Here is a 13,317-nt window from a genome sequence, read left to right as displayed (position 1 = left end):
TCCCTAGAGGCATTCCCACGCAAAGCGTGGGAATGTAGCCCGTGACGCTCCGCGTCACTGGACGCAGAGCGTCCCTAGAGGCATTCCCACGCAAAGCGTGGGAATGTAGCCCGTGACGCTCCGCGTCACTGGACGCAGAGCGTCCCTAGAGGCATTCCCACGCAAAGCGTGGGAACGATCAGGGCAAGATCAAGATCGCAGCCTTCGGCAGCTCCTACAGGGGAGTTCGGTGCAGGCGTTCAGTGTTGGGCTTTGTGATCCAGTGCGGCGTAGAAGTTGGCGCTCTGTTGCAGGTATTTCTGGGTGTAGCTCTGGGTGTGGGATTTTTTGCTGGCGATTTCAACGTTGGCACCGGCTGGCAGTACCACGGTGGCAGAGATGGCGGAAGCGGCAATCACGGAAAAGAGATTGAAGTTCATGGCGGTAACCCTCGTGTTCGGTTGGCTTGCTTGCCCGGTTGGGCTGTGAAGCAAACTTAACGCTCGAGGGTTGATTGCCTGAAATGCTTTGTAACGTTAGCCGATATCAGTGCAATTAATACAAGCAGACAGGCCCCGTAAACCGGGGCCTGTGGCTTATTGTCGCAGCAGAAACTTCAGGTCGCTCGGCGCGTCCATCGGCAGTTTCTGCACGGTTTTGCCGAGCAGACCGGTCTTGGCATCGCGCTCGACGACGACAATCTGGTTGCTCTTCTGGTTGGCGATCAGCAGGAATTTGCCACTTGGATCGAGGCTGAACTCACGCGGGTGATCACCCTCAACCGAACGCTTTTGCAGCTCTTTGAGCTGCGCGGTCGCCGGATCGATGCTGAACACCACCAGCTGATTGGCGGTGCCACGGTTGCTGACGTAAAGGAACTTGCCATCGGCAGACGTGTGCAATGCCGCCCCGGCCTTGTCCGAGGTCGGCTGACCGGCGGCCAGATCGACCAGTTGGGTTTGCGTCAGTACGCCGTCGTGGTAGTCGAACACCGCGACCTGCGCGCTCATTTCCATGGTCAGCCAGGCGTGCTTGCCGTCAGCACTGAACAGCAGATGACGCGGGCCGCTGCCGGCCGGCAAGGGCACTGCGGCGGTCATCGCCGGCGTCAGCGGCAAGTCCGGGTTGGCCTTCGGATCGAACAGGTAGACGAAAACCTTGTCCGCGCCCAGATCGTTGGAGAATACGTAGCGGCCGTCAGGCGAAGAAACCGTCGAGTGCACGTGGTTGGAGGCCTGGCGCTCAAGATTGATCCGGCTGGCCGGGTGCGCGCTCATCTGCACGACAGGTTTGAGTTTGCCGTCGGCACCGACCGGCAATACCGCCAGCGTTCCACCCGGATCTTCCATCACCGAATAATTGCTGACGAACAAGTGGCTGGCGTCAGCGCTGAGGCTTGAATGGGTCGGCTCGTTGCCCAGGCTTTGCACTTGATTGATCAGGGTCAGCGTGTGGGTTTTCGGATCAATCGAATAGCTGCTGACGCGACCGACCGGGTCTTCCTGGCCCGGGCCGTTTTCGTTGACCACAAACAGGCGCTGCTGGTCTTTGGACAGGGTCAGCCAGGACGGGTTTTCACTTTTGACCACTTGCAACGGTTTCGCGTCGATCTGGCCCGTAGCGCTGTCGAAGTTCATTCGATAGATGCCCTGGCTGGTGCCGGCGGTGTAGGAACCGACCAGCAATTGGAAGCTTTCTGCGGAAGCCGTGGACAGGCCCATGGCACCGACGCTGCCGGCCATCAGCAGCGGCCAGAATTTACGCATTTTCATCAGTGTCATCCTCATCGTCGCTGCTGCTGACTACATCGCCGTGGCAGACCAGGCGGTGTTCGCCGACCGCTTTGGTTTCATTGAAATAACCGACGATCAGCCAGCTTTGCAGGGAGTCATCAAACGTTGCCGCTGCAACCTGAGCCGGGGTGAACTCCCAATGCTTGGCCGCTCGGCCATCGATGCATTCGATGTGCAGGTTATCGTCCTCGTCAAGGGCGAATTCGAAGGCATGCAGGCCGTCGATTTCGACCATACCGCAGTGTTCGAGGGCGTTGAGAAGGGTTTGGGCAGTCATGGCAGTAAAGTCTTTCAGGGGGAAACCGGCAATGATAGCTCAAGAAGCACACTCCCCCTGTAGGAGCTGCAGAAGGCTGCGATCTGATCGTTCCCACGCTCAGCGTGGGAACGCCTCTAGGGACGCTCTGCGTCCAGTGACGCGGAGCGTCACGGGCTGCGTTACCACGCGGAGCGTGGGAACGATCCCGAGAGGAAGATCAAGATCGCAGCCTTCGGCAGCTCCTACAGGGGCAGCGTGTCAGAGGGCGTCGCGCGAGGGCTTTCCGTCGACCAGGCGCTGGATGCGCAGCGGGTTGGCATTTTTCAGCGGCTCGGGCAGCAAGCTGTCCGGGTAATTCTGGAAGCACACCGGGCGCAGGAAGCGGTCGATGGCCAGCGTACCGACCGAGGTGCCGCGTGCGTCGGATGTCGCCGGATACGGCCCGCCATGGACCATCGAATCGCACACCTCGACACCGGTCGGATAGCCGTTGAGCAGGATCCGCCCGACCTTCTGTTCCAGCAGCGGTGTCAGTTCTGCGAAGCGCTCGAAGTCCGCCAGCTCACCAATAATAGTCGCAGTGAGTTGCCCGTGCAGGCCATGCAATGCCGCACTGAGTTGCGCCTGATCCGCCACTTCGACAATCACCGTGGTCGGGCCGAACACTTCTTCCTGCAGCACTTCATCGCCATTGATCAGCAGACTCACGTCGGCCTTGAACAACTGTGGCTGCGCCTGATTGCCCTGCTGTGGATTACCTGCCAGATGTTCAATACCGGCGTGTGCCAACAGCTTCTGCAAGCCTTTGCCGTAGCTGCCGAGAGTGCCGGCGTTGAGCATGGTTTGTGCCGGTTGATCACCGATCAAACCCGCAACCTGCTGCACGAACGCGCTGAACTCTGGCGAACGAATGCCGATCACCAGACCCGGATTGGTACAGAACTGACCGCAGCCCTGCACCACCGAAGCGGTCAGGTCGCGGGCGACGGTTTCCGAACGCTCGGCAAGGGCCTGCGGCAAGATGATCACCGGGTTGATGCTCGACATCTCGGCAAACACCGGGATTGGTTGTGGGCGCGCTGCGGCCATGTCACACAGTGCCCGACCGCCCTTGAGCGAACCGGTGAAGCCGACTGCCTGAATTGCCGGATGCTTGACCAGCCACTCACCGACGCCACCACCGTAAATCATGTTGAACACGCCGGCCGGCATGGCGGTTTTTTCAGCGGCGCGGATCAGTGCATCGGCGACCAGTTCAGCCGTGGCCATGTGACCACTGTGGGCCTTGAACACTACCGGGCAACCGGCGGCCAGCGCCGAGGCGGTGTCGCCGCCAGCGGTGGAAAATGCCAACGGGAAATTGCTTGCGCCGAACACCGCCACCGGGCCGAGGCCGATGCGGTATTGGCGCAGATCCGGGCGTGGCAATGGCTGACGATCCGGCAGCGCCTGATCGATCCGCGCCCCGTAGAAATCGCCCCGGCGCAGCACTTTGGCGAACAGACGCATCTGCCCGCTGGTACGCCCGCGCTCGCCTTGAATCCGTCCGGCCGGCAATGCGGTTTCGCGGCATACCACGGCAACGAAGTCATCGCCGAGGGCATCCAGCTCATCGGCAATCGCATCGAGAAACTGCGCGCGACGTTCGGCGCTGAGGCTGCGATAGGCCGGGTATGCGGCAGCGGCAGCTTTGGCAGCGGCGTCGACTTCTTCAGCCGTGGCCTGGATGAAATCGTGTGGCAGCTGTTCGCCCGTCGTGGCGTCGACCGATTGCAGTTTGACGTTGCCAGCGGCGCTGCGCTGACCGCCGATGTAGTTGTGACCGAGAATCTGAGTCATGGGATCTCCTTAAAGGGTGCCGATGCTGTCCGGTTCATAAGCCGCTGGGACCGGGACGATGCCATTGACCAGCGGCGCACCGAATTCGGCCTGGCTTATTTCAAACACGTCACCCGGTTGGGTGCGGATGCCATCGGCGAACGACAGGGTCGCGGTGCCGAAAAAGTGAATGTGTACGTCACCGGGACGGAGGAACTGGCTGTACTTGAAGTGGTGGTATTCGAGGTTGGCGAGGCTGTGGCACATGTTCGCCTCGCCGCTGAGAAACTCGTTCTGCCAAAGTACTTCGCCGTCACGCAGGATGCGGCTGCTGCCTGCCAGATGTTGAGGCAATTCACCGGTGCGAAGTTCCGGACCATAGCTGCAACTGCGCAGTTTCGAGTGTGCGAGGTACAGGTAATTCTTGCGTTCCATGACGTGGTCGGAGAACTCGTTGCCAACCGCAAAGCCCAGTCGATAGGGCTTGCCGTCGTTGCCGATGAGGTACAGGCCGGCCATTTCCGGCTCTTCACCGGCGTCTTCGGCAAACGGTGGTACCGGGAAGGGTTGGCCTGGACGGACAACAATGCTGCCGTCGCCCTTGTAGAACCATTCTGGTTGCACACCGGCCTGCCCCGCCGCCGGTTTGCCGCCCTCCACGCCCCATTTGAAGATACGCATGGTGTCAGTCATCGTCGCTTCGTCGCCGGCTTGCTGGTGCATTTTGTCCCGCGCCGAGGCGCTGCCCAGATGGGTCAGGCCGGTGCCGCTGATCAACATGTGCGCCGGATCCGGGTGGTCGAGTGGCGGCAGGATGCGCAGTTGCGACAGCAGTTCGGCGTAGTCATGGCTGATGCCGAGGCCGAGGGTTTGCACTTGCTGCTCAAGGGTGTTGCCGGCCTCGATGGCGGCGAGTGCCAGATCGCGCACTGTGCGGGCGTCCTGCACTTCGCGCACCAGACCGTTGTCGACCACGCCGACGCGGCGTTCGCGGTTGCTTAATTCGAATTGAACCAGATGCATATGTCCTCTCCTGTCTACAAAACTTCGAAACACTGCAAAACCCTGTGGGAGCTGGCTTGCCAGCGATGGCAATCTGTCTGACACATTGATGTTGGATGTGCCGCCGTCATCGCTGGCAAGCCAGCTCCCACAGGTTTAGTGGTGATTGGTGGTTGGGTTTCAGGTTCGGGTGGCGCCGCGGGCGCTGGCGGCAAATTGGTCAACCGGCAGGACGTGTTTGCGTTCCAGTACACGGTAGACAATGCCGGTCAGGATCAAGCCGAACACCATCACGCCCGACAGGAAATACAGGCCGGAAGCCAAATTGCCGGTGTACTCCTTCAACGCGCCAATCACGAATGGCCCGATGTACCCGCCCAGATTCCCCACCGAGTTGATCAAGGCAATCCCCGCCGCCGCACTCGCACCAGCAAAGAACCGCCCCGGCAAGGTCCAGAACACCGCCGTGCAGGAAAACAGCGCGAACGCCACCAGGCACAATGCCGCCAGTTGCGCCACCGGCAACGACAGCCAGGCGCTCATGAACAGGCCAATCGCGCCCAGCACATAAAGCACGGCGAGGTGCCCGTAGCGATCATTCAAGCGGTCAGAACTGCGCGGTACGATCAGCAATCCGATGATCCCGAAGATGTACGGCACCGACGAGACGAAACCGGTGACCAGATCGCTGCCACCGAACTGCTTGATCAGCGTCGGCAACCACAAACCCAAGCCATAAATGCTCAACGTCACCGGCAGGTAAAACAGCGCCAGCAGCAACACACGTTTGTCTTTCAGCGCATGCAGCGGATTGCCGTGACGGGTCTGGCCGTATTCCTGCAGATCTTTTTTCAGCTCGCCGGTGAGCCAGTCTTTCTCGGCCTGATCCATCCATTTCACTTGCTGCGGGCCGTCCGGCAACCAGCGCAGCACCGGCCAGGTCAGCAGGATCGCCGGGGTGCCAATGACAATGAACAGCCACTGCCAGCCATGCAGACCGAGAACGCCGTCCATGCCAAGCAAACCGCCGGAAACGGGACCTGTGATCATCATCGCAATCGGTTGCGAGAGGATGAACAGCCCAAGGATCTTGCCGCGATGGCGCACCGGGAACCATTGGGTGATGTAGTAGAGAACGCCGGGGAAGAACCCCGCCTCGGCCGCGCCGAGCAGAAAGCGCATCACGTAGAAACTGTGCGGGCCCTGGACGAAGGCCATGCCGATAGTGATGGCGCCCCAAGTGATCATGATCCGCGCGAACCAGCGTCGTGCGCCGAAGCGTTCGAGCATCAGGTTACTGGGGATTTCTAAGAGGAAGTAGCCAATGAAGAACAGCCCGGCGCCGAGGCCGTAAGCCGCATCGCCGATGCCGATGTCGGCGCCCATGTGCAGCTTGGCGAAGCCGACGGCGGAGCGATCCACATAGGCGATCAGGTACAGCAGGATCAGGAAGGGAATCAGTTTCAGCGTTATGCGCCGTATCAGCCGCAGTTCCTGGCTCATGAGATCGGTCTCCGATTGTTGTTTTTATAGAACCTCGGGGGACGCCTCTCACGGAAAACCGTCAGGGCCATCCCTCCGTCGAAAACGACTATATAGTAATACTAATTCACCAACAACACTTCCAAACGCAGGATTTTGCGCTTAGATTAGGCCGTAGCTGGAACACTATAGTCATACAATAAGAGAATCGATCATGTCTGATAAGAAACCCACCCTGCGCTCCGCCCAATGGTTTGGCACGGCCGACAAGAACGGCTTCATGTACCGCAGCTGGATGAAGAATCAGGGCATCGCCGACCACCAGTTCCATGGCAAGCCGATCATCGGCATCTGCAACACCTGGTCGGAACTGACCCCGTGCAACGCGCACTTCCGCCAGATCGCGGAGCACGTTAAACGTGGGGTGATCGAGGCCGGTGGTTTTCCAGTGGAATTCCCGGTGTTCTCCAACGGCGAATCGAACCTGCGCCCGACCGCCATGCTCACCCGCAACCTGGCAAGCATGGACGTTGAAGAAGCGATTCGCGGCAACCCGATTGACGGCGTGGTGCTGTTGACCGGGTGCGACAAAACCACCCCGGCGCTGCTGATGGGCGCGGCCAGTTGCGACGTGCCGGCGATTGTTGTGACTGGCGGGCCGATGTTGAACGGCAAGCACAAGGGCAAGGACATCGGCTCCGGCACGGTGGTCTGGCAGCTCAGCGAACAGGTCAAGGCTGGCACCATCACCATCGACGATTTCCTCGCGGCCGAGGGCGGCATGTCGCGTTCGGCAGGCACTTGCAACACCATGGGCACCGCATCGACCATGGCCTGCATGGCTGAAGCGCTCGGCACTTCCCTGCCGCACAACGCGGCGATTCCGGCGGTGGACGCACGACGTTATGTGCTGGCGCACATGTCCGGCATGCGCGCGGTGGAGATGGTTCGCGAAGATCTGAAACTGTCGAAGATCCTGACCAAGGAAGCCTTCGAAAACGCTATCCGCGTGAACGCCGCCATCGGTGGTTCGACCAACGCGGTGATTCACTTGAAAGCCATCGCCGGGCGCATTGGCGTCGAGTTGGATCTGGACGATTGGACGCGCATCGGTCGCGGCATGCCAACCATCGTCGACCTGCAACCGTCCGGGCGTTTCCTGATGGAAGAGTTCTATTACGCCGGTGGTTTGCCAGCGGTGCTGCGTCGTCTCGGTGAAGCCAATCTGATTCCCAACCCGAATGCGCTGACGGTCAACGGCAAGTCCATCGGCGAGAACACCAAGGACGCGCCGATCTACGGCGAAGACGAGGTGATCCGCACCCTCGACAATCCGATTCGCGCCGACGGTGGCATCTGTGTGTTGCGCGGCAATCTGGCGCCACTGGGTGCGGTGCTCAAGCCGTCCGCCGCGACGCCGGAACTGATGCAGCATCGTGGGCGCGCGGTGGTGTTCGAGAACTTCGACATGTACAAGGCGCGGATCAACGATCCGGAGCTGGATGTCGATAAAGATTCGATTCTGGTGATGAAGAACTGCGGGCCGAAGGGTTATCCGGGCATGGCTGAAGTCGGCAACATGGGTTTACCGGCAAAGCTGTTGGCGCAGGGTGTGACCGACATGGTGCGCATTTCCGATGCGCGGATGAGCGGCACCGCGTACGGCACAGTGGTGTTGCACGTGGCGCCGGAAGCGGCGGCTGGCGGACCTTTGGCGACGGTGAAGGAAGGCGACTGGATCGAGCTGGATTGCGCCACCGGGCGTCTGCATCTGGACATTCCGGATGCCGAACTGGCAGCGCGCATGGCCGATCTGCAGCCACCGCAACAGTTGCTGGTGGGTGGCTATCGTCAGCTGTACATCGATCATGTGCTGCAGGCGGATCAGGGTTGTGACTTTGATTTCCTCGTTGGTTGCCGAGGCGCCGAAGTACCGCGCCACTCTCACTAAGCCCACCGCCCCCTGTAGGAGTGAGCCTGCTCGCGATAGCAATCTGTCAGTTGATAACTCTGGTAACTGACACACCGCAATCGCGGGCAGGCTCACTCCTACATTTGCTATGCATCAGCCTCAAGAATGCCGCACGCCTGCTATGATGCGCGGCATCTCCATCGCTCAGGATCGCGCCGTTCCCCATGGATTACCGCAAACCCTCCGACCGCAAAAGCATGCACTCGCGCATCGTCCAGGAACTGGGCATGCAGATCGTCTCCGGACGCTTTTTGCCCGACGACAAACTGCCCGCCGAAGCCTTGCTCTGCGAGGAGTACGCGGTTAGCCGGCCGGTCTTGCGCGAAGCCACGCGGGTGTTGGTGGCCAAGGGTCTGGTGTATTCCAAACCCCGCGTCGGCACGGTGGTCAAGGCGCGCCGCGAATGGCACATGCTCGACCCGGACGTGCTGCACTGGCTGATGCAAAGCAGCCCGCAGAATGAGTTCTTCAATGTGCTGACCAGTGTGCGCAGCATTATTGAACCCGCTGCTGCCGCCCTCGCCGCTCAACATGCGACAGAGGCGGATATTGCCGCGATTGGTGAGGCCTATCAGCGCATGGAAGCAGCGCCGACGCCTGAGGCGCTGTTGCAGCCGGATCTGGATTTCCACAGCCGGATTGCCGATGCGACGCACAATGATTTGCTGGCGAACCTGTGCAACATGTTGTCGGTGGCGATTGCCGAGGCGTTGAAGCATTCGAATCAGCGGCCGAATTTGCATGAGTTGGCGTTGCCTCGGCATAAGGCGATTTTGACGGCGATCGAGAATCGTGATGCCCTCGGTGCTCGGCATGCGACGTTGGTGCAGCTGGATGATGCGCGTAGTGCTTTGAGTGTTGTGCTTGGCGCTGAACTCTCCTAAGGCTGGAGACCGCTTACCCTCACCCTAGCCCTCCCGAAACGTCGGACCGCCCAGAGGTAGAGGGAACCGATTGGGGGATATTCGAGATTTACGCCGACTTGAACGATTTGCTGTGAAGCCATAATCAACTCGGTATCTCAGGTCGATGGATCAAGCCGCACACCTCGGTCAGTCCCCTCTCCCTCGGGGAGAGGGTTAGGGTGAGGGGCTCTTGATCTTCAGCCACAAAAAAAGCCGCAACCCAAAGGTTGCGGCTTTGTCGTTTCAGCCCTTCAGATCAATGCGCAAACAGCGAATTACCCTTCTGCCCCGCCAGTTTCTCCGGCTTGATCAGGAACTTCGCCAGTGCCGGCAGCAGCCACAGCGCACCGAACATGTTCCACAGCAACATGAAGGTCAGCATCAGGCCCATGTCAGCCTGGAACTTGATCGCCGAGAAGATCCAGGTGCACACGCCAATCGCCAGGCACAGGCCGGTGAACAGCACGGCTTTACCGGTGGACTTCAGCGTCTGGTAATAGGCTTCCTGCAACGGCAACCCCGCGCGCAGGAAACTCTCCAGACGGCTGTAGATGTAGATGCCGTAGTCGACACCAATCCCCACACCCAACGCCACCACCGGCAAGGTCGCAACCTTCACGCCGATGCCCATGAACGCCATCAGTGCGTTGCCGAGTACCGAGGTCAGTACCAGCGGCAGGACGATGCACAGGGTCGCGGCCCACGAACGGAAGGTGATCATGCACATCACCGCCACGCAGATGTACACCAGAATCAGGATGGTCAACTCAGCCTGTTTGATGACTTCGTTGGTGGCCGCTTCGATCCCGGCGTTACCGGCCGCGAGGATGAATTCCAGACCGTCCTTGTTGTTGTCCTTGGCGAATTCCTGCACCGCGTGAACTGCCCGATCGAGGGTTTCTGCCTTGTGATCGTTGAGGAACACCAGCACCGGCGCCAGCGAGCAACTGTTGTTGTACAGACCGTCAGCACGGGCAATCGAGTTGTTCAGCACGTCCGGGTTGCGCGACAGGGTTTCCCATTTCAGGTTGCCCTCGTTCATGCCCTTGATCATCTGCTTGGACACGGTCACCAGCGAGATCGCCGACTGCACGCCCTCGGTGTTCTGCATCTTCCACATCAACTGATCGATCGGCGCCATGGCTTCATAACGCGAGCAACCTTCAGCCTTGGTCTTGACCATTACCACCAATACGTCAGAGCTGGTGGAGTAATTGCTGATGATGAAATTGTTGTCCTTGTTGTAGCGCGAGTCCGGACGCAGTTCCGGTGCGCCCTGGTCGAGGTCACCGATTTTCAGGTTCTGGCTGTACCAGAGACCGCCACCAAAGGCGATCAGCGCCAGCAGCACCGAGATGCGTGCAACTTTCGGGTTGGCGAAGTTCGACAGCAGGCGCCAGAACGGGTGTTCGCGATTAGCATCCTTCTTGCTCTTGGCGATCGCGCGCTTGCTGATGCCGACATAGGAAATCGCCACCGGCAGCAGGATCAGGTTGGTAAACACGATCACCGCCACGCCGATCGACGCGCCGATGGCCAGTTCACGGATTACACCGATATCGATGATCAGCAGCGTGATGAAGCCCACCGCGTCGGCGAGAATCGCGATCATCCCCGGCAGGAACAGTTGCCGGAAGGTGCGCCGCGCAGCGGTCAATGCGTTGTCGGCCTCGCTGGATTGCAGGGCGATACCGTTGATCTTCTGCACGCCGTGGGAAATACCGATGGCGAAAATCAGGAACGGCACCAGCATCGAATAGGGATCGAGCCCGAAACCGAAGAAGTGCATCAGACCAAGCTGCCAGACTACCGCCACCAGTGTCGTACTCAACACCGCAATGGTGCTGCGCACACAGTTGGTGAACCACAACAGAAGGATCAGGGTGATGACGAAAGCGATGCCGAAGAACAACACCACCATCACCAGACCGTCGATCAGGTCGCCGACCTTCTTGGCGAAACCGACGATATGGATCTTGACGTTGGGGTTCTGCGCTTCGAACTTGTTGCGGATCTTGTCTTCGAGTTCGTGGGAGAACTTGCGATAGTCCAGCGCGAGCAACTTGCCCTGGTCTTCCGGGTCCGGGTAGGACTCCAGCAGCGGGATGTCGACGATGCTCGACTTGAAGTCGTTGGCCACCAGCCGCCCGACCTGGCCGGACTTGAGCACGTTGTTGCGCAGCAGGTCGAGGCTGTCCTGCGAGCCGTTGTAGCTCTGCGGGATCACTTCACCGCCGGCAAAACCCTCTTCGGTCACTTCGGTCCAGCGCACGCTCGGACTCCACAGCGACTTCAGGCCGGAGCGGTCGACGCCGGAGATGTAGAACACCTCGTCGTTGATCTGGCGCAGGGTCTCCATGTACTCCTTGGAGAAGATGTCGCCGTCCTTGGCTTCCACCGAAATGCGCACGGTGTTACCGAGGTTGGCCAGATCGTTGCGGTGCTCCATCATCTTCTCGATGAACGGATGCTTGAGCGGGATCATTTTTTCGAAACTGGTCGACGGGCGGATCAGCGTGGCCTGCCAGAACAGGAAAATGCTCACCACCAGACAGATCAGGATCACGGCCGGGCGGTTGTTGAAGATCAGGCGCTCAAGAAACGTCGCCTTGTCCTGCTGAGGAGTGATCAAGGAAGTCATAGCCCCGCCTTCTTGTTATTAACTTCGGCGCCGTTTGGCTGTGTGGTGTGAACGCCACCCTGCCCGGTCAGAATCAGGTTGCCGTCGCCGGCAGCGGTGACGGAAGACAGCGAGATGCGATCCGGGCGGTTGAACACGCTGAACGTTTCGCCGTTGTCGCTGCTGCTGATCACCGAACCGCCGTTGCCGACGATGACGATCGAACCGTCTTCAAGCAGGGTCGCGCCGGACAGACCGAACTCCAGCGCACCGCGCGCGGCTTTCAGCTCGACCTGCTCCCAGTTGCTGCCAAAATCCGTGGAGCGATAAAGATTGCCGCGCAAGCCGTAGGCCAGCAGGGTTTGCGGTTGTGCCGTGCCGATCACGCCGAACAGCGAGCCTTCGTACGGGCCTTCGAGTTTTTCCCAGGTCTGGCCGTCGTCGGCGGAGCGGAACATGCTGCCCGACTCGCCGACGATAAACAGACCGGCGTCCTTCACCGCCGCGATGGCGTTGAGGTGGAATTGATCTTCGTTGTCGAGGCGGTCGCTGACGTCTTCCCAGTTCTTGCCGCCATCGGTGGTTTCCAGCAGCGCGCCGTACGCGCCCACGGCGAGGCCGCTGTTGACGTCCTTGAACCAGACGTCGAGCAGCGGCGATTCACGTTTGAGGTCTTCGAATTGTTTGGTCCAGGTCAGACCGCCGTCTGCGCTGGCGAGGATTTGTGCGTCGTGACCGACCGCCCAGCCGTGCTTGTCATCGACGAAATACACCGCGGTCAGCAGTTGCCGGCTCGGCACCTTGGCCTGGGTCCAGGTCTTGCCCTGGTCATCGGAATAGAGAATGTGCCCGCGATCCCCGACCGCGACCAGACGCGCACCGGCGTGGACGACATCGAGAATCAGGCTTTTCGCCGCTTTGCTGGATTCGGTGGCATAGACCACCTCGGCAGGCGCCTCGGCGGCCATCAACGGTGCCGATAACGTGGCAAAGCCCAGCAGAGAGAGTGCTGTGGCCAACAACGCGGTGTTGCGTAACGCCGGCGGGCGGCAACGACTCATAGACCTTCCCCTATTTATTATTGTTAGGCCATCTGGCCTTCAAGGGCGCCGCAAGTGTGCTCCGCTGATGGCTGCTCAGGAGCATAGTCCTGAAACCCGCAATCCAGAGCCACTTCGGAAGCTGGCTCATCCTATCGGGCTTTCGAAACGTCTGACAATCGGCGCCACGTTATCTTTTGTTAACCACATGACTGGCCAATCCCCCTGTAGGAGTGAGCCTGCTCGCGATAGCGGTGTATCAGGTAAGAAATCATTGACTGACACACCGCTATCGCGAGCAGGCTCACTCCTACAGGGGTTGTGGGGGCTATGGGATTTGAATACATGACCATTCGCCGGGGTGATGCGGCAAAAGTCATCGAGGGGACTTGCACGATCGGTATTATGGTATACCATCAGACGCACAGACACTCTCAATCCCTCAAC

10 protein-coding genes are annotated in these 13,317 nt (G+C 59.9%); 2 read left to right on the top strand and 8 right to left on the bottom strand.

Annotation, left to right across the window (positions count from 1 at the left end; translation table 11 throughout):
- Positions 1-239: 239 nt before the first annotated feature.
- The 6 genes from CQ009_RS04915 to CQ009_RS04890 all read right to left on the bottom strand — a co-directional run bounded on the left by CQ009_RS04915 (position 240) and on the right by CQ009_RS04890 (position 6,354).
- Entirely contained in the window at positions 240-419 is a 180-nt protein-coding gene (locus CQ009_RS04915; protein ID WP_026000548.1) for a hypothetical protein, read from the bottom strand.
- 156 nt (positions 420-575) lie between these two features.
- Entirely contained in the window at positions 576-1,751 is a 1,176-nt protein-coding gene (locus CQ009_RS04910) for a lactonase family protein (protein ID WP_105705046.1), read from the bottom strand.
- Positions 1,738-2,049, bottom strand: a complete 312-nt coding sequence (locus tag CQ009_RS04905) for a DUF5629 family protein (RefSeq protein WP_064392966.1) — start codon at positions 2,047-2,049, stop codon at positions 1,738-1,740. The genes CQ009_RS04910 and CQ009_RS04905 overlap by 14 nt, the downstream gene beginning before the upstream one ends.
- Before the next feature lie 240 nt (positions 2,050-2,289).
- Positions 2,290-3,870 carry an aldehyde dehydrogenase (NADP(+)) gene (locus CQ009_RS04900; RefSeq protein ID WP_105705045.1) on the bottom strand — a complete coding sequence of 527 codons (1,581 nt, stop codon included), beginning with the start codon at positions 3,868-3,870 and terminating at the stop codon, positions 2,290-2,292.
- A 9-nt stretch (positions 3,871-3,879) separates the two neighbouring features.
- On the bottom strand, positions 3,880-4,872 hold the full coding sequence (gene araD1 / locus CQ009_RS04895) for an AraD1 family protein (protein ID WP_105705044.1): 993 nt from the start codon (positions 4,870-4,872) through the stop codon (positions 3,880-3,882).
- A 159-nt stretch (positions 4,873-5,031) separates the two neighbouring features.
- The gene (locus CQ009_RS04890) at positions 5,032-6,354 is read right to left on the bottom strand and encodes an MFS transporter (protein ID WP_008088041.1); all 1,323 of its coding nucleotides are present in this window, start codon (positions 6,352-6,354) and stop codon (positions 5,032-5,034) included.
- A 193-nt stretch (positions 6,355-6,547) separates the two neighbouring features.
- On the opposite strand from CQ009_RS04890, the gene CQ009_RS04885 reads away from it, so the two are divergent.
- Together CQ009_RS04885 and CQ009_RS04880 are read left to right on the top strand one after the other, a co-directional pair.
- Complete coding sequence (locus tag CQ009_RS04885; RefSeq protein ID WP_007917984.1) at positions 6,548-8,284, top strand: IlvD/Edd family dehydratase; 1,737 nt, start codon at positions 6,548-6,550, stop codon at positions 8,282-8,284.
- A gap of 185 nt (positions 8,285-8,469) precedes the next feature.
- Positions 8,470-9,189, top strand: a complete 720-nt coding sequence (locus CQ009_RS04880) for a FadR/GntR family transcriptional regulator (RefSeq protein ID WP_093437799.1) — start codon at positions 8,470-8,472, stop codon at positions 9,187-9,189.
- A gap of 277 nt (positions 9,190-9,466) precedes the next feature.
- On the opposite strand, the gene CQ009_RS04875 is transcribed toward CQ009_RS04880, so the two are convergent.
- Both CQ009_RS04875 and CQ009_RS04870 read right to left on the bottom strand, forming a co-directional pair.
- On the bottom strand, positions 9,467-11,851 hold the full coding sequence (locus tag CQ009_RS04875; protein ID WP_064392970.1) for an RND family transporter: 2,385 nt from the start codon (positions 11,849-11,851) through the stop codon (positions 9,467-9,469).
- Positions 11,848-12,891: a YCF48-related protein gene (locus CQ009_RS04870; RefSeq protein WP_105705043.1), complete on the bottom strand. Its 1,044-nt coding sequence runs from the start codon at positions 12,889-12,891 to the stop codon at positions 11,848-11,850. The genes CQ009_RS04875 and CQ009_RS04870 overlap by 4 nt, the downstream gene beginning before the upstream one ends.
- Positions 12,892-13,317 lie beyond the last annotated feature (426 nt).

The organism is Pseudomonas sp. MYb2, from assembly GCF_002979955.1.
Taxonomy (GTDB): Bacteria; Pseudomonadota; Gammaproteobacteria; order Pseudomonadales; family Pseudomonadaceae; genus Aquipseudomonas.
This window is presented reverse-complemented; position numbering and strand designations above follow the sequence as displayed.